This window comes from Streptomyces sp. NPDC051105 (assembly GCF_040682795.1).
In the GTDB taxonomy this organism is placed as follows: Bacteria; Actinomycetota; Actinomycetes; order Streptomycetales; family Streptomycetaceae; genus Streptomyces.
On the sequence record NZ_JBFBBR010000003.1, the window covers coordinates 538,464 to 558,434 of the forward strand.

At 69.1% G+C, this 19,971-nt stretch carries 18 protein-coding genes and 1 pseudogene; 4 read left to right on the top strand and 15 right to left on the bottom strand.

All coding sequences use genetic code 11. The features are described 5' to 3' along the window. Nucleotides 1-6: 6 nt before the first annotated feature. Genes nuoK through AB0N16_RS10000 form a run of 11 tightly spaced genes read right to left on the bottom strand, consistent with a single transcriptional unit; the run spans nt 7 to nt 10,815 of the window. Nucleotides 7-306 (bottom strand): NADH-quinone oxidoreductase subunit NuoK, encoded by a 300-nt coding sequence (gene nuoK / locus AB0N16_RS09950; protein WP_046726439.1) that lies wholly within the window; start codon nt 304-306, stop codon nt 7-9. Beyond that, nucleotides 303-1,145: an NADH-quinone oxidoreductase subunit J gene (locus AB0N16_RS09955; protein ID WP_365795231.1), complete on the bottom strand. Its 843-nt coding sequence runs from the start codon at nt 1,143-1,145 to the stop codon at nt 303-305. The genes nuoK and AB0N16_RS09955 overlap by 4 nt, the downstream gene beginning before the upstream one ends. Further along, a complete protein-coding gene (nuoI, locus tag AB0N16_RS09960) occupies nt 1,145-1,747 on the bottom strand; it encodes an NADH-quinone oxidoreductase subunit NuoI (RefSeq protein WP_365794892.1) in 603 nt (200 codons plus the stop codon). Before nuoI ends, AB0N16_RS09955 begins: the two co-directional genes overlap by 1 nt. After that, nucleotides 1,740-3,113, bottom strand: a complete 1,374-nt coding sequence (gene nuoH / locus AB0N16_RS09965; protein ID WP_365794894.1) for an NADH-quinone oxidoreductase subunit NuoH — start codon at nt 3,111-3,113, stop codon at nt 1,740-1,742. The genes nuoI and nuoH overlap by 8 nt, the downstream gene beginning before the upstream one ends. Next, nucleotides 3,110-5,614, bottom strand: coding sequence for an NADH-quinone oxidoreductase subunit G (locus AB0N16_RS09970; protein ID WP_365794896.1), 2,505 nt, complete (start codon nt 5,612-5,614; stop codon nt 3,110-3,112). The genes nuoH and AB0N16_RS09970 overlap by 4 nt, the downstream gene beginning before the upstream one ends. Continuing rightward, nucleotides 5,611-6,960, bottom strand: coding sequence for an NADH-quinone oxidoreductase subunit NuoF (gene nuoF, locus AB0N16_RS09975; RefSeq protein ID WP_365794898.1), 1,350 nt, complete (start codon nt 6,958-6,960; stop codon nt 5,611-5,613). The genes AB0N16_RS09970 and nuoF overlap by 4 nt, the downstream gene beginning before the upstream one ends. Beyond that, nucleotides 6,957-7,814 carry an NADH-quinone oxidoreductase subunit NuoE gene (gene nuoE / locus AB0N16_RS09980; RefSeq protein ID WP_365794900.1) on the bottom strand — a complete coding sequence of 286 codons (858 nt, stop codon included), beginning with the start codon at nt 7,812-7,814 and terminating at the stop codon, nt 6,957-6,959. The genes nuoF and nuoE overlap by 4 nt, the downstream gene beginning before the upstream one ends. Then, nucleotides 7,811-9,151 carry an NADH-quinone oxidoreductase subunit D gene (locus tag AB0N16_RS09985; RefSeq protein ID WP_365794902.1) on the bottom strand — a complete coding sequence of 447 codons (1,341 nt, stop codon included), beginning with the start codon at nt 9,149-9,151 and terminating at the stop codon, nt 7,811-7,813. Before AB0N16_RS09985 ends, nuoE begins: the two co-directional genes overlap by 4 nt. Further along, complete coding sequence (locus AB0N16_RS09990) at nt 9,148-9,891, bottom strand: NADH-quinone oxidoreductase subunit C (RefSeq protein ID WP_365794904.1); 744 nt, start codon at nt 9,889-9,891, stop codon at nt 9,148-9,150. The genes AB0N16_RS09985 and AB0N16_RS09990 overlap by 4 nt, the downstream gene beginning before the upstream one ends. Beyond that, on the bottom strand, nt 9,888-10,442 hold the full coding sequence (locus AB0N16_RS09995) for an NADH-quinone oxidoreductase subunit B family protein (RefSeq protein ID WP_365794905.1): 555 nt from the start codon (nt 10,440-10,442) through the stop codon (nt 9,888-9,890). Before AB0N16_RS09995 ends, AB0N16_RS09990 begins: the two co-directional genes overlap by 4 nt. Before the next feature lie 13 nt (nt 10,443-10,455). Continuing rightward, a complete protein-coding gene (locus AB0N16_RS10000) occupies nt 10,456-10,815 on the bottom strand; it encodes an NADH-quinone oxidoreductase subunit A (protein ID WP_086791863.1) in 360 nt (119 codons plus the stop codon). Between the two features lie 754 nt (nt 10,816-11,569). Here AB0N16_RS10000 and AB0N16_RS10005 point away from each other — a divergent pair. Beyond that, a complete protein-coding gene (locus tag AB0N16_RS10005; RefSeq protein WP_365794907.1) occupies nt 11,570-12,376 on the top strand; it encodes a C40 family peptidase in 807 nt (268 codons plus the stop codon). 216 nt (nt 12,377-12,592) lie between these two features. Beyond that, nucleotides 12,593-12,967, top strand: a pseudogene (locus tag AB0N16_RS10010) (peptide deformylase); the annotation flags it as partial. Between the two features lie 63 nt (nt 12,968-13,030). Here the strand turns inward: AB0N16_RS10010 and AB0N16_RS10015 are convergent. Further along, a complete protein-coding gene (locus tag AB0N16_RS10015; protein WP_365794909.1) occupies nt 13,031-14,314 on the bottom strand; it encodes a geranylgeranyl reductase family protein in 1,284 nt (427 codons plus the stop codon). 99 nt (nt 14,315-14,413) lie between these two features. On the opposite strand from AB0N16_RS10015, the gene AB0N16_RS10020 reads away from it, so the two are divergent. Then, complete coding sequence (locus tag AB0N16_RS10020) at nt 14,414-14,938, top strand: GNAT family N-acetyltransferase (protein ID WP_365794911.1); 525 nt, start codon at nt 14,414-14,416, stop codon at nt 14,936-14,938. Between the two features lie 110 nt (nt 14,939-15,048). Beyond that, nucleotides 15,049-15,357: a PASTA domain-containing protein gene (locus tag AB0N16_RS10025; protein WP_365794913.1), complete on the top strand. Its 309-nt coding sequence runs from the start codon at nt 15,049-15,051 to the stop codon at nt 15,355-15,357. Between the two features lie 36 nt (nt 15,358-15,393). On the opposite strand, the gene AB0N16_RS10030 is transcribed toward AB0N16_RS10025, so the two are convergent. Genes AB0N16_RS10030 through AB0N16_RS10040 form a run of 3 tightly spaced genes read right to left on the bottom strand, consistent with a single transcriptional unit; the run spans nt 15,394 to nt 19,960 of the window. After that, nucleotides 15,394-16,089, bottom strand: a complete 696-nt coding sequence (locus AB0N16_RS10030) for a demethylmenaquinone methyltransferase (RefSeq protein WP_365794915.1) — start codon at nt 16,087-16,089, stop codon at nt 15,394-15,396. A gap of 23 nt (nt 16,090-16,112) precedes the next feature. After that, nucleotides 16,113-17,507, bottom strand: coding sequence for an acyltransferase (locus AB0N16_RS10035; protein WP_365794917.1), 1,395 nt, complete (start codon nt 17,505-17,507; stop codon nt 16,113-16,115). After that, a complete protein-coding gene (locus AB0N16_RS10040) occupies nt 17,507-19,960 on the bottom strand; it encodes a glycosyltransferase (protein ID WP_365794919.1) in 2,454 nt (817 codons plus the stop codon). Before AB0N16_RS10040 ends, AB0N16_RS10035 begins: the two co-directional genes overlap by 1 nt. Nucleotides 19,961-19,971 lie beyond the last annotated feature (11 nt).

Consider the following 19,971-nt stretch of genomic DNA (forward strand, 5'->3'; position numbering starts at 1 on the left):
GACCCCTTACAACTTCATCAGGCTGGCGTCGTCGACCGAGGCCGAGTGGCGGGTACGGAACAGCGACACGATGATCGCGAGCCCGACCACGACCTCCGCGGCGGCGACGACCATCGTGAAGAAGGCGATGATCTGGCCGTCGAGATTGCCGTGCATCCGGGAGAAGACGACGAACGCGAGGTTGCAGGCGTTGAGCATCAGCTCGATGCACATGAAGACGACGATCGCGTTCCGTCTGATCAGCACACCGGTGGCGCCGATCGTGAACAACAGGGCGGCGAGATAGAGGTAGTAGACCGGGTTCACTTCGACGCCTCCTCGGGCCGCTTGAGGTTCTCCGGCTCGATCGGGGTCCGCTCCAGCCGTTCCTCGGCGCGCTGTTCCAGGGCCCGCAGGTCGTTGAGGGCCTCCGCGGACACGTCACGGATCTGACCGCGGTCGCGCAGCGTCTTGTTGACCGTGAGCTCGGACGGGGTGCCGTCGGGCAGCAGGCCGGCGATGTCGACGGCGTTGTGCCGGGCGTAGACGCCGGGGGCGGGCAGCGGCGGCAGGTGCTTGCCTTCGCGGACGCGCTGTTCGGACTGCTCGCGCTGGGTCTTGGCGCGTTCGGTGCGCTCGCGGTGGGTGAGCACCATGGCGCCGACGGCCGCGGTGATGAGCAGGGCGCCGGTGATTTCGAAGGCGAAGACGTACTTGGTGAAGATGAGGGCGGCGAGGCCCTCCACATTGCCGTTGGCGTTGGCCTGGCCGATGCCGTTGAAGTTCTTGAGGGAGGCGTTGGCGATGCCCGCGAAGAGCAGGACGCCGAAGCCGGCCCCACACACAAGGGCCAGCCAGCGCTGGCCCTTGATGGTCTCGGTCAGGGAGTCGGCGGCGGTCACGCCGACCAGCATCACCACGAAGAGGAACAGCATCATGATCGCGCCGGTGTAGACGACGATCTGCACGATGCCCAGGAAGTAGGCGCCGTTGGCGAGGTAGAACACCGCCAGGACGATCATGGTGCCGGCGAGGCAGAGGGCGCTGTGCACGGCCCTCTTCATGAGGACGGTGCACAGGGCGCCGATCACGGCGACGGTGCCCAGGACCCAGAACTGGAGGGCCTCCCCGGTGGAGGTGGCGTAGGCGGCGAGCTGCGGGCCCATCATGCCTCCACCCCCTCTTCCTCCGGCTTCTCGCCCTTCGAGACGGCCACCTGCTGGACGGTCCCGGGCGCGGCCTCGGTCACCAGGCCCCGGTAGTAGTCCTGTTCGTCGGTGCCCGGGAAGATCGCGTGCGGGCTGTCGACCATGCCGTCCTCGAGGCCGGCGAGCAGCTGCTCCTTGGTGTAGATGAGGTTGGCGCGGCTGGTGTCGGCGAGTTCGAACTCGTTGGTCATCGTGAGCGCGCGCGTGGGGCACGCCTCGATGCACAGGCCGCACAGGATGCAGCGGGCGTAGTTGATCTGGTAGACGCGGCCGTAGCGCTCGCCCGGCGAGTAGCGCTCCTCGTCGGTGTTGTCGGCGCCCTCCACGTAGATGGCGTCGGCGGGGCAGGCCCAGGCGCACAGTTCGCAGCCGACGCACTTCTCCAGGCCGTCCGGATGGCGGTTGAGCTGGTGCCGTCCGTGGAACCGCGGGGCCGTGGTCTTCTTCTGCTCCGGGTACTGCTCGGTCAGCCGCTTCTTGAACATGGCCTTGAAGGTCACGCCGAAGCCGGCCACGGGGTTCAGGAAACCGGGCTCGGTCTCCTTGGGCTCCTCAGCCATCGGACGCCTCCTTTCCATCCGTAGATCCGTCACTGACAGTGTCCGGTCCACCACTGACAATCAGCTCACGCTCCCGGCGCGGGCTGCGCCGGGGCACCGGCGGCAGCTCCTGTCCGGGCAGCGGCGGTACGGGGAATCCGCCTGCCATCGGGTCGAACGCGACCGGTTCGGCGGCGGCCTGCGCGGCCTCCTTGCCCCCCTTGTCGCGGAAGATGTCGACGACGAAGGACAGGAGCAGCAGGGCGAGGACTCCGCCGCCGACGTAGAGGGCGATGTCGGCGAAGCCGTAGTTCTCGTTGCGGAGGGTCCGTACGGTGGCGACGAGCATCAGCCAGACGACCGAGACCGGGATGAGGACCTTCCAGCCCAGCTTCATCAGCTGGTCGTAGCGCACCCGCGGAAGGCTGGCGCGCAGCCAGACGAAGACGAACAGCAGCACCACGACCTTGGCGACGAACCAGAGCATCGGCCACCAGCCGTGGTTGGCGCCGGCCCAGACGGTGCTGATCGGCCAGGGGGCGCGCCAGCCGCCGAGGAACAGCGTCGTCGACACGGCGGAGACCGTCACCATGTTGACGTACTCGGCGAGCATGAACATCGCGAACTTGATCGACGAGTACTCGGTGTTGAAGCCGCCGACCAGGTCGCCCTCGGACTCCGGCATGTCGAAGGGGGCGCGGTTGGTCTCGCCGACCATGGTGACGACGTAGAGGATGAACGAGACCGGCAGCAGCAGGATGTACCAGCGGTCGTGCTGCTGGGCGACGATCGTGGACGTCGACATGGAGCCCGAGTACAGGAACACCGACGCGAACGCGGCGCCCATGGCGATCTCATAGGAGATCATCTGTGCGCACGAGCGCAGGCCGCCGAGGAGCGGGTAGGTGGATCCGGAGCTCCAGCCGGCGAGGACGATGCCGTAGATGCCGACGGAGGCGACCGCGAGGATGTAGAGCATCGCGATCGGCAAGTCGGTGAGCTGCATCGTGGTGCGGTGGCCGAAGATCGAGACCTCGTTGTCGGCCGGTCCGAACGGGATGACCGCGATGGCCATGAACGCGGGGATGGCCGCGACGATCGGCGCGAGGATGTAGACGGCCTTGTCCGCGCGTTTGACGATGAGGTCTTCCTTGAGCATCAGCTTCACGCCGTCGGCGAGCGACTGGAGCATGCCCCAGGGGCCGTGCCGGTTGGGGCCGATGCGCAACTGCATCCAGGCGATGACCTTGCGCTCCATGACGATGGAGATCAGCACGGTCACCATCAGGAAGGCGAAGCAGAAGACCGCCTTGACGACGACCAGCCACCAGGGGTCGCGGCCGAACATGGAGAGGTCTTCAGCAGCGAGGTACGGGTACGGGCTCATGCCTCCACCTCCTTGGGGGCCTCATCGGCGGTGGCCGCCGGGCCGATGCGGACGAGTGCGCCGGGCAGCGCCCCGGTGTCGGAGGCGACACCGCCGCCCACGGAGTTCAGCGGGAGCCAGACCACGCGGTCGGGCATCTCGGTGATCCTGAGCGGGAGTTCGACGGTGCCGACGGTCGAGGTGACGGCGACGAGGTCGCCGTTCGCGAGGCCGGCCTCGGCGGCGGTGGCGGCGGACAGGCGCGCGTGGGCGGCGTGCCGGGTGCCGGCGAGCGCCTCGTCGCCTTCCTGGAGGACGCCCTGGTCGAGCAGGAGCCGGTGTCCGGCCAGCACGGCCTCGCCGGCCGCCGGCCGCGGCAGCGGTCCGGCCGTCTCCAGCGGTTCGGAGGCCTTCGGCCCGTCCCAGGCGCCGAGCCGGTCGAGTTCCGCGCGCGTGGTGCGCAGGTCGGGCAGGCCGAGGTGGACGTCCATGGCGTCGGCGAGCATCTGCAGCACGCGCGCGTCGGTGGGCGCCAGCCGCCGGGTCATCTGCTCGGGCTTGAGCGCGGCCTCGAAGAACCGCACCCGGCCTTCCCAGTTGAGGAAGGTGCCGGCCTTCTCGGCGACGGCGGCGACCGGGAGGACGACATCGGCGCGCTCGGTGACCTCGCTGGGCCGCAGTTCCAGCGAGACCAGGAAGCCGACGGCCTCGAGGGCGGCACGCGCGCGCGTGGGGTCGGGCAGGTCGGTGACCTCGACGCCGGCCACCAGGAGGGCGGACAGTTCGCCGCGGGCGGCGGCCTCGATGATCTGGCCGGTGTCGCGGCCGTAGCGGAGCGGGAGTTCGGACACGCCCCAGGCGGCGGCGACCTCGTCACGCGCGCGTGGGTCGGTGGCCGGGCGGCCGCCCGGCAGCAGCGACGGCAGCGCGCCCGCCTCGATCGCGCCGCGCTCCCCGGCCCGGCGCGGGATCCACACCAGCTGTGCGCCGGTGGCGGTGGCGGCCCGTACGGCGGCGGTCAGGCCGCCGACGACCGACGCCAGCCGCTCGCCCACGACGATGACCGCGCCCTCGGCGCGCAGCGCCTCGGCGGCCTGTGTGCCCGGTTCCTCCAGGCCGACACCGCCCGCGAGGGCGTCCAGCCATTCGGTCTCGGTGCCGGGGGCGGCCGGCAGCAGGATGCCGCCCGTCTTCTCCAGGCCGCGCGTGGCGTAGGTGGCGAGGGAGAACACCTGCTGCTTGCGCTTGCGCCAGGCCTTGCGCAGCCGCAGGAAGACGCCGGGCGCCTCCTCCTCGGACTCGATGCCGACCAGCAGCACGGCCGGTGCCTTCTCCAAGGCGGTGTAGGTGACGCCCGTGCCGTCGAGATCGCGGCCGCGGCCGGCGATCCGGGCGGCCAGGAAGTCGGCCTCCTCGCTGCTGTGCACGCGCGCGCGGAAGTCGATGTCGTTGGTGTCGAGCGCCACGCGCGCGAACTTGCTGTACGCGTAGGCGTCCTCGACGGTGAGCCGGCCGCCGGTGAGCACGCCGGCCCGGGAGCGGGCGGCGGCCAGTCCCTGGGCGGCCGCGTCGAGCGCCTCCGGCCAGGAGGCGGGTTCGAGCACGCCCTGGGCGTTGCGGACCAGCGGGGTCTCCAGGCGGTCCTTCTGCTGCGCGTAGCGGAACGCGAAGCGTCCCTTGTCGCAGATCCACTCCTCGTTGACCTCGGGGTCGTTGGCGGCGAGCCGCCGCATGACCTTGCCGCGCCGGTGGTCGGTGCGGGTGGCGCAGCCGCCCGAGCAGTGCTCGCACACGGACGGCGAGGAGATCAGGTCGAAGGGGCGGGAGCGGAAGCGATACGCCGCCGAGGTCAGCGCGCCCACCGGGCAGATCTGGATGGTGTTCCCGGAGAAGTACGACTCGAACGGGTCGCCCTCGCCGGTGCCGACCTGCTGGAGCGCGCCGCGTTCCAGGAGCTCGATCATCGGGTCGCCGGCGACCTGGTTGGAGAACCGGGTGCAGCGCGCGCACAGCACGCACCGTTCGCGGTCGAGGAGCACCTGGGTGGAGATCGGGACGGGCTTCTCGAAGGTGCGCTTCTTGCCGTGGAAGCGGGACTCGCTGTTGCCGTGCGACATCGCCTGGTTCTGCAGCGGGCACTCGCCGCCCTTGTCGCAGACCGGGCAGTCCAGGGGGTGGTTGATGAGCAGCAGCTCCATCACCCCGTGCTGGGCCTTCTCGGCGACCGGGGAGGTGAGGTGGGTCTTCACGACCATGCCGTCGGTGCAGGTGATCGTGCAGGACGCCATGGGCTTGCGCTGGCCCTCGACCTCGACGATGCACTGGCGGCAGGCACCGGCCGGGTCCAGCAGGGGGTGGTCGCAGAAGCGCGGGATCTCGATGCCGAGTTGCTCGGCGGCGCGGATGACCAGGGTGCCCTTGGGCACGCTGATCTCCACGCCGTCGATCGTCAGCGTGACGAGGTCCTGCGGCGGGACCGCCGCCGTTCCCCCTGAGGAGGGGGAACTCGTGGTCACGGTCATGCGTTCACCTCCGGGCGGTCCGCCCAGGCCGTCGACTTGGCCGGGTCGAAGGGGCAGCCCCGGCCCGTGATGTGCTGTTCGTACTCCTCGCGGAAGTACTTCAGTGAGGAGAAGATGGGGGACGCGGCGCCGTCACCGAGGGCGCAGAAGGACTTGCCGTTGATGTTGTCGGCGATGTCGTTCAGCTTGTCGAGGTCGGACATCACGCCCTTGCCGGCCTCGATGTCGCGCAGCAACTGCACCAGCCAGTAGGTGCCTTCGCGGCACGGGGTGCACTTGCCGCAGGACTCGTGGGCGTAGAACTCGGTCCAGCGGGTGACGGCGCGCACGACGCAGGTGGTCTCGTCGAAGCACTGGAGGGCCTTGGTGCCGAGCATGGAACCGGCGGCCCCCACTCCTTCGTAGTCGAGAGGGACGTCGAGGTGCTCGTCGGTGAACATGGGCGTCGAGGAGCCGCCCGGGGTCCAGAACTTCAGGCGGTGGCCGGTGCGCATTCCGCCGCTCATGTCGAGGAGCTGGCGCAGGGTGATGCCGAGCGGTGCCTCGTACTGGCCGGGACTGGCGACATGGCCGCTGAGGGAGTAGAGCGTGAAGCCGGGTGACTTCTCGCTCCCCATGGACCTGAACCAGTCCTTGCCGTTTTTCAGGATGGCGGGAACCGAGGCGATGGACTCGACGTTGTTCACAACAGTCGGGCAGGCATAGAGCCCTTCGACAGCCGGGAAGGGGGGGCGCAGTCGCGGTTGACCACGGCGGCCTTCGAGTGAGTCGAGCAGTGCGGTCTCCTCACCGCAGATGTACGCGCCGGCGCCGGCGTGCACGGTGAGGTTCAGGTCGAGACCGCTGCCCAGGATGTTCTCGCCGAGGTAGCCGGCCGCGTAGGCCTCGCGCACGGCCTCGTGCAACCGCCGCAGGACGGGGACGACTTCACCACGCAGGTAGATGAAGGCATGCGACGACCGGATGGCGTAGCACGCGATCACGATGCCCTCGATGAGGCTGTGCGGGTTCGCGAAGAGGAGCGGGATGTCCTTGCAGGTCCCGGGCTCCGATTCGTCGGCGTTGACAACCAGATAGTGCGGTTTGCCGTCTCCCTGCGGAATGAACTGCCACTTCATTCCGGTCGGGAATCCCGCGCCGCCGCGGCCGCGCAGCCCGGACTCCTTGACGTAGGCGATCAGGTCGTCCGGAGACATGGCGAGCGCCTTGCGGAGCCCCTCGTATCCTTCGTGCCTTCGGTAGACGTCCAGGGACCAGGACCGATCCTCGTCCCAGAAGGCCGACAGCACGGGTGCGAGCAGCTTCTCGGGGCTGGTGTCCTTGAGGTCGGGTACCACCGTCATCACTCCCCCTCCTCGGCGGCAGGCCCTGCCGGGTGCGACGGGTCGGAGGCCGAGGTCTCCTGCGGCGCGTCATGGGAACTGAGGTGCTCGGCCGGTGACGGCTCGTGCACCGTCCGGTCCTGCGGCCCCGGCCGCGGATGGACCACGCGCGCGGGTGCGGACTCTCCCCTGGCCAGGTGGAGGCCCACCAAGGACGCGGGTCCGGCGCTTCCGCTCTCCTCGACGGCCCCGGGCCGCTCGTCGGGGAAGCCGGCCAGGATCCGCGCGGTCTCCTTGAAGGTGCACAGCCGGGCCCCGCGCGTGGGCTCGACGTCCCGGCCGGCGCGCAGGTCGTCGACCAGGCGCCGGGCGCTCGCGGGGGTCTGGTTGTCGAAGAACTCCCAGTTGACCATCACGACCGGCGCGAAGTCGCAGGCCGCGTTGCACTCGATGTGCTCCAGGGTGACGCTGCCGTCGTCGGTGGTCTCGCCGTTGCCGACGCCCAGGTGCTCCTGGAGGGTCTCGAAGATGGCGTCGCCGCCCATCACCGCGCACAGGGTGTTGGTGCAGACGCCCACCTGGTAGTCGCCGGAGGGCTTGCGCCGGTACATCGTGTAGAAGGTGGCGACCGCGGTGACCTCCGCCGTGGTCAGCTCCAGTACGTCGGCGCAGAACTGCATCCCGGTGCGCGTGACGTACCCCTCCTCCGACTGCACGAGATGCAGCAACGGCAGCAGGGCGGACCGGGAGTCGGGGTAGCGCGCGATGATCTCGCGCGCGTCCGTCTCCAGTCGGGCCCGGACGTCGTCCGGATACGCGGGCGCGGGCAGCTCGGGCATGCCCAGGCTGACGCCCCGCTCCGAAGAAGAGGTGTTCACCGGTCGACGCCTCCCAGTACCGGGTCGATGGACGCGATGACGACGATGACGTCGGCCACCTGGCCGCCCTCACACATCGCCGCGATGGCCTGCAGGTTGGCGAAGGACGGGTCGCGGAAGTGGACCCGGTAGGGGCGGGTGCCGCCGTCGGATACGACGTGCGCCCCGAGTTCGCCCTTGGGTGACTCGATGGCCGTGTAGACCTGTCCGGGCGGGACCCGGAAGCCCTCGGTGACCAGCTTGAAGTGGTGGATGAGGGCCTCCATGGAGGTGCCCATGATCTTCTTGATGTGGTCGAGGGAGTTGCCGAGTCCGTCCGGTCCCAGGGCGAGCTGCGCGGGCCAGGCGATCTTCTTGTCGGCGACCATGACCGGTCCGGGCTGGAGCCGGTCCAGGCACTGCTCGACGATCCTGAGCGACTGGCGCATCTCCTCCAGACGGATCAGGAAGCGGCCGTAGGCGTCGCAGGTCTCGGCGACGGCGACGTCGAAGTCGTAGTTCTCGTAGCCGCAGTAGGGCTGGGACTTGCGCAGGTCGTGGGGCAGGCCGGTGGCGCGCAGGATGGGGCCGGTGGCGCCGAGGGCCATGCAGCCGGCCAGGTCCAGGTAGCCGATGCCCTGCATACGGCCCTTGAAGACGGGGTTCCCGGTGGCGAGCTTGTCGTACTCGGGGAGGTTCTTCCGCATCTTCTTGATGAACTCGCGGATCTGGTCGACCGCGCCGGGCGGCAGGTCCTGGGCGAGTCCGCCGGGGCGGATGTACGCGTGGTTCATCCGCAGGCCGGTGATCAGCTCGAAGAGGTCGAGAATCATTTCACGATCACGGAATCCGTAGATCATGAGCGTGGTGGCGCCCAGCTCCATGCCGCCGGTGGCGATGGCGACCAGGTGCGAGGACATCCGGTTCAGCTCCATCAGGAGCACCCGGATGATCGTGGCGCGGTCGGGGAGCTGGTCCTCGATGCCGAGGAGTTTCTCGACGCCGAGACAGTAGGCGGTCTCGTTGAAGAAGGACGTCAGGTAGTCCATGCGCGTGACGAAGGCGGAGCCCTGCGTCCACGTGCGGTACTCGAGGTTCTTCTCGATGCCGGTGTGCAGATAGCCGACGCCGCAGCGGGTCTCGGTGACGGTCTCGCCGTCGATCTCCAGGATCAGCCGGAGCACTCCATGGGTGGAGGGGTGCTGGGGACCCATGTTGACGACGATGCGTTCGTCGTCGGCGCGGGCCGCGGACTGGACGATCTCGTCCCAGTCGCCACCGGTGACCGTGTATACGGTGCCCTCGGTGGTCTCGCGCGCCGAGGCGGTCGACGCGGCGGATGCTGACTGTGTGCTCACGAGTACGACCTCCGCTGGTCCGGAGCCGGGATCTGGGCGCCCTTGTACTCGACGGGGATGCCGCCGAGGGGGTAGTCCTTGCGCTGCGGATGGCCCTGCCAGTCGTCCGGCATGAGGATCCGGGTCAGGGCCGGGTGACCGTCGAAGACGATCCCGAAGAAGTCGTAGGTCTCGCGTTCGTGCCAGTCGTTGGTCGGATAGACGGAGACCAGGGACGGGATGTGCGGGTCGGCGTCCGGGGCGCTGACCTCCAGCCGGATCAGCCGGTTGTGGGTGATCGAGCGCAGGTGGTAGACGGCGTGCAGTTCGCGGCCCTTGTCGTGGAGGTAGTGGACGCCGCTGACGCCGGTGCACAGCTCGAACCGGAGCGCGGGGTCGTCGCGCAGGGTGCGGGCGACGCGCGGCAGGTGCTCGCGTTCGATGTGGAAGGTGAGTTCGCCGCGGTCGACGACCGTCTTCTCGATGGCGTTGCCGGGCAGCAGGCCCTGTTCCTCCAGGGCGCCCTCCAGTTCGTCGGCGACCTCGTCGAACCAGCCGCCGTACGGTCGGGTCGCCGGCCCGGGGAGCCGGACCGAGCGGACCAGACCGCCGTAGCCGGAGGTGTCGCCGCCGTTGTTGGCGCCGAACATGCCGCGCTGGACACGGATCTCCTCGCCGCCCTGGCCGCGCTGGCCGGGGAGGTTGTCGGCTGCGAGGTCCTTCTCGGGGTTGGCCCCGTGGTGGCCGTTCGCGTCGCTCACCGCAGCAGCCCCTTCATCTCGATCGTGGGCAGGGCCTTGAGCGCCGCCTCCTCCGCCTCGCGGGCCGCTTCCGCCGCGTTGACGCCGAGCTTGGAGCTCTGGATCTTCTGGTGGAGCTTGAGGATCGCGTCCATCAGCATCTCGGGGCGGGGCGGGCAGCCGGGCAGGTAGATGTCGACCGGGACGATGTGGTCGACGCCCTGGACGATGGCGTAGTTGTTGAACATGCCGCCCGAGGAGGCGCAGACGCCCATGGAGATCACCCACTTGGGGTTGGGCATCTGGTCGTAGACCTGCCGCAGGACGGGCGCCATCTTCTGGCTGACCCGGCCGGCGACGATCATCAGGTCGGCCTGGCGCGGTGAGCCGCGGAAGACCTCCATGCCGAACCGTGCCAGGTCGTACCGGCCGGCTCCCGCCGTCATCATTTCGAAGGCGCAGCAGGCGAGGCCGAAGGTGGCGGGGAAGACGGACGCCTTGCGTACCCAGCCCGCGGCCTGCTCGACGGTGGTCAGCAGGAAACCGCTCGGCAGCTTTTCTTCGAGTCCCATGACTTAAAGCCCCTCAGTCCCATTCCAGGCCGCCGCGCCGCCATACGTACGCGTACGCGACGAAGACGGTGAGCACGAAGAGCAGCATCTCCACGAGCCCGAAAACACCCAGGGCGTCGAAGGTGACGGCCCAGGGGTAGAGGAAGACGATCTCGATGTCGAAGACGATGAAGAGCATCGCCGTCAGGTAGTACTTGATCGGGAAACGCCCGCCGCCGGCCGGCGTGGGGGTCGGCTCGATTCCGCACTCGTAGGCTTCGAGCCGGGCGCGGTTGTACCGCTTCGGACCGATCAGCGTGGCCATGACCACGGAGAAGATCGCAAAGCCTGCCCCGAGGGCTCCCAGTACGAGGATGGGCGCATACGCGTTCACCGCTCCTCGCTCCTCTCAGTCGGCACTGACTGGTGGCGGTTCGACCGGGCCCACTCGCCTCATCCGTCACACGAACCCCGCGCGTCCCGGGCGAAGATCGCGAACATGTGAAGCAGGTCACAAGCCCAGCTGCCTCGCATCTTATGCCTGTCGCTCTGTGATCTGCGACACGGGGTATTACACAAGCTTTGTGATCTCCACCACCTGACGATCGATCATGAAGTCGGATGAGTGGTGATCTTCGCACCCGAAGCGTTCAGCTGATCACCAGAGGTGACATTTTCGATCGTCCCCGCAGGCGGGAGCCGGTGTCGAGCGAGCGTCTCTATATCAAGAGGGTTCCTCTGCATGCAAATTCGCGGTGGACGAACCGTCCTGATAGAGGACCGCATTCACACATGCGAGGGAGGCGCGGGTGGCGATGTGGACGCGTGCGCACGTTCACGAACTCGGGCGGGCACGACCCGCGCACGAGACGCACCCCTCCCGGTAACCGTTCCGTGACCTCCGCCACATTGATGAGAGACCCGTGAGAACCAGGCTTGGCCAATCATCTCAACCGATGGTAGGCGGGGGGCAATTCGGGCGTTATGGCGAAAGAACGTGATCACAGGCATGATCACGGGCGCCCGCAATGTCCGTTACGGCGTCAATAAAGAACGACACGCACAGCTTTCACAGCCCCGATTGAACAACTGTGGCGCAGCACACGTTTCTTGAAGATATGAAGGAGCCCCTGGTACCGGTTGTTCCCATGTCCCACACCGCTCACATACGCAGCCACCGGAAACCCCGCCGCAGCGCGACGACAAGCATCGCCGTGCGCGCCGGAGTTGCCAGTGGCGTCCTCGGCATGGCAGCGGCGGGCGCGGCCTCGGCGAGCGCCGCCGAACCCGTGACGCAGACGCTCGAACTGCCCACTCTGACGGCCGATCTGGCCACCCAGGTGGCTCAGTCCGCCGACGCCACCCAGCAGGCCGCCGCGAACTACGCACTCCAGGCCGAGCGCGACGCGGCCGCCGCAAAGGCCGCGAAGCAGGCCAAGTCGGACCTCGCTGAGGCGAAGAAGAAGGCCGAGGCCAAGAAGAAGGCCGAGGAGGCCCGCAAGGAGGCCGCTGAGCGCGCCGCCTCGCGCAGCGCCGAGCGGACCACGCTCAGCGCCACCTCCGCGAGCTCCAGCGCCTCCACGAGCACGTCCACGGCGACCGGTTCGGCCGCCGCCGTGGTCGCCTTCGTGAAGGCACAGATCGGCGACGCCTACGTCTCCGGCGGCACGGGCCCCAACTCGTGGGACTGCTCGGGTCTCGTCCAGGCCGCCTTCAAGTCGGTCGGCGTCAGCCTGCCGCGCGTCTCCCAGGACCAGTCGACGCAGGGCACCCAGGTCTCGCTGAGCAACCTCCAGCCCGGCGACATCCTCTACTGGGGCAGCGCCGGAAGCGCGTACCACGTGGCCGTGTACGTGGGCGACGGCATGTTCGTGGGCGCGCAGAACCCCTCCAGCGGCGTCGGGGAGCACCCGCTGGACTACGACCCGCCGACCGGCGCGGTGCGGGTGCTCTGACAACAAGGGCAACCCGAGACAAGCCGAGGCAACTCGGGCATCGCACAAGCACGGTAGGGCCGCAGCCGCTCGGGGGCAGCGGCCCTTCCGGCACGCCCGCCCCCTGACGGCCACATGCGGCCACCCCACGGCGGAGCCCCATGGCGGGCCGTCCGGCCGCGGGTCCCCCCACCGCAGTTCGCCCGGCCGCGGGTCACCCCACCGCGGGTCGTCCGCGAATGCCCCGATGACGACGGCGTCCGACATGTCGGACACATCGTCAACCCCGCGCTGGAGACACCGGACCCGGCCGGGCGGCGGCTGCTCGAGGACAGCGAGGGCTGCCTGTCGGTGCCGGGGGCCGTCATGGCCGTGCCGCGCCCCGACCGGGCGGTCGTGCACGGACAGGACAAGGACGGCAATCCACTCACCCTTGAGGGAACGGGGTATTTCGCCCGCTGTCTCGCGCACGAGACCGACCATGTGAACGGACGCGTGTTTCTCGACCGGCTCTCGGGGCGGGACCGGAAGGAGGCACTGCGGCAGGTGGCGGCCCGGCGGGAGGAGGTCTACGCCCGCAGAGCCGCCAACATCGAGGCGCTCACCGCCTAGCGGCGCTCGCCGCGTACCGGCACACACCCGATAGCGCTACCGGCACTCACCTCGTAGCGGCGCTCACGCCTTCGGGGCCACCTTGCTCAGGCCGTTGATGATGCGGTCCATGGCGTCGCCGCCGGTCGGGTCGGTGAGGTTCGCCAGAAGCTTCAGGGTGAACTTCATCAGCAGGGGGTGGGTCAGGCCGCGCTGGGCCGCGATCTGCATGACCTTCGGGTTGCCGATGAGCTTCACGAAGGCGCGCCCCAGCGTGTAGTAGCCGCCGTAGGTGTCCTTGAGGACCTGCGGGTAGCGCTGCAGGGCCGTCTCGCGCTGGCCGGGCGTGGCCCGTGCGTGCGCCTGGACGATGACGTCGGCGGCGATCTGGCCGGACTCCATGGCGTAGGCGATGCCCTCGCCGTTGAAGGGGTTCACCAGGCCGCCGGCGTCGCCGACGAGGAGCAGGCCGCGCGTGTAGTGGGGCTGGCGGTTGAAGGCCATGGGGAGGGCCGCGCCGCGGATCGGGCCGGTCATGTTCTCCGGGGTGTAGCCCCAGTCCGCGGGCATGGAGGCGCACCAGGCCTTGAGGACCTCGCGCCAGTCCAGTTCCTTGAAGGAGTCGGAGGTGTTCAGGACGCCCAGGCCGACGTTGGAGGTGCCGTCTCCCATGCCGAAGATCCAGCCGTAGCCGGGCAGCAGGCGGTCCTGGGGGCCGCGGCGGTCCCAGAGTTCCAGCCAGGACTCCAGGTAGTCGTCCTCGTGACGGGGGGAGGTGAAGTAGGTCCGGACGGCCACGCCCATCGGGCGGTCCTCGCGGCGGTGCAGGCCCATCGCGAGGGAGAGGCGGGTGGAGTTGCCGTCGGCGGCCACGACGAGCGGCGCGTGGAAGGTGACTTCGCGCTTCTCCTCGCCGAGCTTGGCGTGCACACCGGTGATCCGGCCGGTGCGGTCGTCGATGATCGGGGCGCCGACGTTGCAGCGCTCGAAGAGGCGGGCGCCCGCCTTCTGCGCCTGGCGGGCGAGCTGTTCGTCGAAGTCGTCGCGTTTGCGGACCAGGCCGTAGTCGGGGAAGGAGGCGAGATCCGGCCAGTCCAGCTGGAGGCGGGTGCCGCCGCCGACGATGCGCAGTCCCTTGTTGCGCAGCCAGCCGGCCTCCTCGGAGATGTCGATGCCCATGGCGACCAGTTGCTTCACCGCCCGCGGGGTGAGTCCGTCGCCGCACACCTTCTCGCGCGGGAACTCGGTCTTCTCCAGCAGGAGTACGTCCAGACCGGACTTGGCGAGGTGGTACGCCGTCGTGGAGCCGGCTGGCCCCGCGCCGACGACGATGACATCGGCGGTGTTTTCGGAGAGGGGCTCGGTCACGGCGGGGGCTCCCCAAGGCTCGAAATCTGCGTGCCGACCGGCACTGGACATGGGCAGTCTATTCAGCAGTACTGATCACCCGGCTGAAGGGCTGCCCCTGTGAACCGAGCTCTCCCCGCGGTACGGCTGCGTGTGCCCACGCACGAGGACGCGTTCGCCTGGTACCAGGTCTTCGACGACCCGGACGTCATGGAGTTCCACGGCGGCAGGTCCGCGGAGCTGTCCGTCTACGAGGAGCTCACCGCCCGGCAGCGCCGGCACGACGCGGAGCTCGGCTTCTGCCTGTGGACGATGGCCGACGAGTCCGGGCGGGTCATCGGCTTCACCGGCGCCCAGCCGTGGCCGCGGGACTGGGGGCCCAAGGGCGAAATCGAGATCGGCTGGCGGCTGGGCCGGGAGCACTGGGGCCAGGGGTACGCGACGGCGGCGGCGCTGACGACGCTGGAGCGGCTGCGGGCGGCGGGCGTGCCGAGGGTGGTGGCGATGGTGCGGCCCGGGAACGAGCGGTCGGTCGCGGTCGCCCGGCGCCTCGGGATGGAACTCGCGGAGACGTTCCCGCATCCGCGGTTCCAGGAGGACGCGCTCTGCTTCCGGCTCGACCTGCAAGTCGGTAACACAGAGTAACGATCTGTTACAGAAAGACACTCGGCGCTTCCGGGTGCCGTGCGTCGGGGGTTACCCTTCCAGTACCGCTGGGGGTGACATCTGTGCGTATAACACCCAAAACACCCGAAGTGCGCGTGCCACGGCTGGTCGGACTGATGGCCGTGGACGCGCGCGAGACCGCCCAGGCGCGGGGATTGTTCCTCAACGCGCCGGACCGGCCGGACTTCCATCTCGCGGTCGTCGACTACGTCGTACGCCAGTTCCCGCAGGCCGGCGCCGAGGTGCCGCGGGACTCGATGGTGTACGTGTGGTTCGACTTCGGTGAGGGCGAGGGCGGCGGAGGCGTGCGCGAGCCACGCATCCCACGGCCACCGACGGGCGGGCTGCAACGGGAGCTGGACCAGCCCGGTGACGCCTTCGAGGTGATCGGCGGGTGACGCCCGGGACGGGGCTCGGGCCTCCCCGGGACGGGCTCAGGCCTCCTTGAAGCCCCGGTGCAGGGCGACGACCCCGCCGGTGAGGTTGCGCCAGGCCACCTTCGCCCAGCCCGCCTCACGCAGCCGTCCGGCCAGCGTGGGCTGGTCGGGCCAGGCGCGGATGGACTCGGCGAGGTAGACGTAGGCGTCCGGGTTGGAGGAGACCGTGCGGGCGACCGGCGGCAGCGCGCGCATCAGGTACTCGGTGTAGACGGTCCGGAACGGCGCCCAGGTGGGGTGCGAGAACTCGCAGATCACCACCCGGCCGCCGGGTCGCGTCACCCGGTACATCTCCCGCAGGGCCGCGTCGGTGTCCTGGACGTTGCGCAGGCCGAAGGAGATCGTGACGGCGTCAAAGGTGTCGTCCTTGAACGGCAGCCGGGTGGCGTCCCCGGCGGTGAAGGGCATCCAGGCGGTGCGCCGCTTGCCGACCTGGAGCATGCCGAGGGAGAAGTCGCAGGGGACGACGTAGGCGCCGGCCCGGACGAACGGCTGGGAGGAGGTGCCCGTGCCGGCCGCCAGGTCGAGGATCTTCTGCGCGGGCCGCGCGTCGACCGCCCGGGCAACCTCCTTCCGCCAGTGCCGGTCCTGGCCGAGCGACAGCACGTCGTTGGTCAGGTCGTACCGTTCCGCCACGTCGTCGAACATCGAGGCGACTTCGTGCGGCTGCTTGTTCAGGGAGGCGCGGGTCACCCCGCCATTCTTGCAGCCCGCCGTCACGGCAGAAGCCGGGGCTTCTTCTTCGCCGCCACGTCCTCCACCCAGCCGCACAGCAGGATGAACACCGCGATCAGGATCCAGCCGACGCCGAACATGAACCACTGGCTGTCCAGCGGGAGCCACTTCTCGAACGCGGGCACGTTCCACATCTGGTCGATCAGCGGCACCGCCAGGATCAGCGCGATCTCGTGCCAGAGGTAGATCGTCACCGCGCGGGCGTTGAAGACGGTGACCGTGCGGTCCAGCCGCCGGAAGCGGGTCAGCCAGGCGAAGTCGATCCTGAAGTACGCCTTCGCCCACATCAGCAGCAGCACGAACCCGGCCGACCAGAAGGCCTGCGCGAGGGGATTCTCGTCCAGGTCGTAGGTCCCGAAGTCGGCCTGGTGCGAGAAGGCGTACCAGCCGCCGTACCCCATCGCGGCGAGCGAGGCGACGACCACCAGGGCCGGCTTGATCCGCTGGAGCACGCCGTCACGATGGGCGAAGCCGAGGATCCAGCAGAAGAGGTACGTCGACAGGTCCCACAGAGCGCTGCCGAGCCGGTTGTCCGGGCCGGACCAGACGAAGTTCAGGACCAGGATCGGGACGAGCGAGAGGACGAGGACCGGGACGGGCGCCTTGCGGAAGATCCACAGCAGGGCCGGGGAGAGGAGGACGAACCAGAGGTACGTCCGCAGGTACCAGAGGATCTCCCAGGCCTGCTCGCCCCACGCGTTGCCCGGCGGGTCGCCGAGCGGCACGACCCAGTAGACGATCTGCCAGCCCGGCATCCAGTCGTGGACCAGCATCGCCAGCACGACGAACAGGCCCCAGAACCAGAACGGCGGGAGGAGACGGCGCAGCCGGCTCTTGACCACCTTCAGCGCCGGACGCTCCAGGGACTTCGCCATCAGCGTGCCGGCCAGACCGAACATGATGCCCATGGAGGGGAACACCATGCCGCACCAGGCCCAGCCGAAGGTGTGGTAGGTGACGACACGGATCAGGGCGACCGCGCGAAGGGTGTCGAAGTAGCGGTCCCTGCCGGGGGTCTTGGGCTGCGGATCAAGAGCGGGTGCCGGTTCCCCGGCAGGAGACTCCGGCTTGGGCTCGGGCCCGGGCTCCGGCTTGGGCTCGCGTTCGCGTTCTGGTTTTGGTTCTGGTTCCACCGCCGGAAGCGGGGCGGTCTGCTCCACCACCGTGGCGGGTCCGTACTCGACGTACTGCTGTTGCTGCGGATACGGCTGTTGCGCGTAAGGCTGCTGGCCGTACTGCGGCTGCTGACCGTACTGCGACTGCTGGCCGTATTGCGGCTGCTGACCGTATTCGCCGTGGTCGTAGCCGTGGTCGTAGCCGCCGTGGTCGTAGTCGTAGCCCTGCTGGTACGGGTTCTGCTGCTGGTCCCAGGTCATCAGCCGCTCACTCCCGCCGGGGTGCCTACCTCGCCGGTGCGCTTGAGTTTCTGCCAGCGCAGGCGGCCGCCGGTGAGGGCGGTGATGCAGGAGTGGATGAGGACGAGGTACATCATCTGACGGTAGGCCAGTTGCTGGAGCGGCATCATCAGGAGGTAGCGGTACCGCTCCCTGTCCAGCCGGAACGCGTAGGCCGCGCAGCCCAGTTGGATGCCGAGGACGGCCAGCCAGGCCAGCAGGGCCGCCTCGAAGTCGACGAAGATCATGGAGTAGACCGTGAAGACGTCGATGAGCGGGGCGAAGACGGGCGTGACGATCTGGAAGAGCACCACCAGCGGCATGCCGACCCGGCCGAAGCGGCCCGAGGGGCCCTTGTCCGTCAGGGACTTGCGGTGCTTCCACAGGGCCTGCATGGTGCCGTACGACCAGCGGTAGCGCTGGGACCACAGCTGCTTGAGCGAAGCGGGCGCCTCGGTCCAGGCCTTGGCGTGCTCCTGGTAGACGACCCGCCAGCCCGCGCGGTGCATGGCGATGGTGATGTCGGTGTCCTCGGCGAGGGTGTCCTCGCTCATCCCGCCGACCTCCAGCACCGCCTCACGGCGGAACGCGCCGATCGCGCCGGGGATCGTCGGCATGCAGCGCAGCAGATCGTACATACGGCGGTCGAGGTTGAAGCCCATCACGTACTCGATGTGCTGCCAGGCACCGATGATCGTGTTGCGGTTGCCGACCTTGGCGTTGCCGGCGACCGCGCCGACCTCGGGGTCGGCGAAGGGCTGCACGAGGTGCCGTACCGTCTCCGGTTCGAAGACCGTGTCGCCGTCCATCATCACGACGATGTCGTAACTGGCGCTGCGGACACCGTTGTTGAGGGCGGCCGGTTTGCCGGCGTTCTCCTGGCGGATGACCCGGACGTTGGTCATGCCGAGCTTGTCGGCGGCGGCGCGGGCGATCTCCGAGGTGCCGTCCGTGGAACCGTCGTCGACGACGATGATCTCGATCGGGTGGGTGCTCTGCGCCAGCGACTCCAGGGTGTTGGCGATGCACTCCTTCTCGTTGTACGCCGGGACGATCACGCTCACCGGTCCGGTGACCGTCGGCCCCCAGCTGAACCGGCGTTTGTTGCGCAGCCGGTGGTGGCGGCGGGCGATGAGCAGCATCATGCCGAAGCGGCCCATGACCGCGACGCCGACGACGAGGAGCAGGACCGACAGCACCGGCAGCGCCCATTCGGCGATCGCGACCGCCACGAGGAGCGCCTTGCCCTCGTAGAGGGTCATGCCGGTGGCCGTGCGGTGGGCCGCCTGGAGGCCGGTGGTGAGGGGGTTGCGGTTGCTGTTGCCTGTGCCGTTGCCCGTGCCCGTACCCGTGTTCGGGGCGTTCTCGGCGTTCGGAGTGGCTGCGCCGGGCGGGGTGCCGGTGCCGTTTCCGCCGGCATTTCCGCTGCCGTTTCCGCTGCCGGAACCCGTTCCGGTGCCGGTGAGGGCGCCGGCCTCGGCGACTCCGGTGGCGGACGTGCCGCCGGTACCTCCGGTGCCGCCGGCCGTCGTGGCGGACTGCCCGTTGCCCGTGCCCTGCTTCTGGATGACACCGCTGATGGTGGTGAAGGTGTAGCCCTTCGCCTTCATCTTCTTGATGTACTGCGGCAGCGCCTTGATCGTCTGCGAGCGCTCGCCACCGGCGTCGTGGAAGAGCACCGAGGCGCCCTTGTTCTTCTTCGGCGTGGCCCAGTTGACGATCTTGGAGACGCCCGGCTTCTTCCAGTCGTCGCTGTCGGTGTCGACGAAGACGCTGGTGTAGCCCTCCTTGCCGAGCTTCTGGTAGACGGGCCAGCTGTAGTTGTCGATGGCGTCCGTCTCCGAGGAGTACGGCGCGCGGAACAGGGTCGTCGTGATCCCGGCCGCGCCCGCGAGCGCGAGCTGGGTCTGCTGCATCTCGCGGTTGATCCGGGCGTCGCTCTGGTACGACAGGTCGACGTGCGTGAAGGTGTGGATGCCCACCTCGTTGCCCTGCTCGACCATGGTCTTCACGATGCTCGGGTAGCGCGACACCATCGAGCCGACCAGGAAGAACGTGGCCGGGATGTCGTACTGGTCGAGGATCTTGAGGACCTGCGGGGTGTAGGTCGGGTTCGGGCCGTCGTCGAAGGTGAGCGCGATGGTCTTGGAGGGGACCGAGACCGTGGTCGCCTGGCCGCCCCGGAAGGTGAGGATCGGGCCGCCGTCGAGGATCTTGTCCGGCACCTTGCTGGAGCTGGCTCCGGTGCGGACCCGCTGGTCGCCGCCGACCTCTGCGCGCAGATAGCCGTCGAGCAGCATCACGCAGGTCAGCGCCAGCAGGAGCAGCAGGGCGAGGATGACACGTGGTTTCTGCAGCGCCGCGGCCCGGCCGGCCGCCCGCTCGATGCGGGAGGGGGCGCGCCTGCGGCCGCGTGCGGAGGTCGGAGTAGTCATGGGAAAAGGGC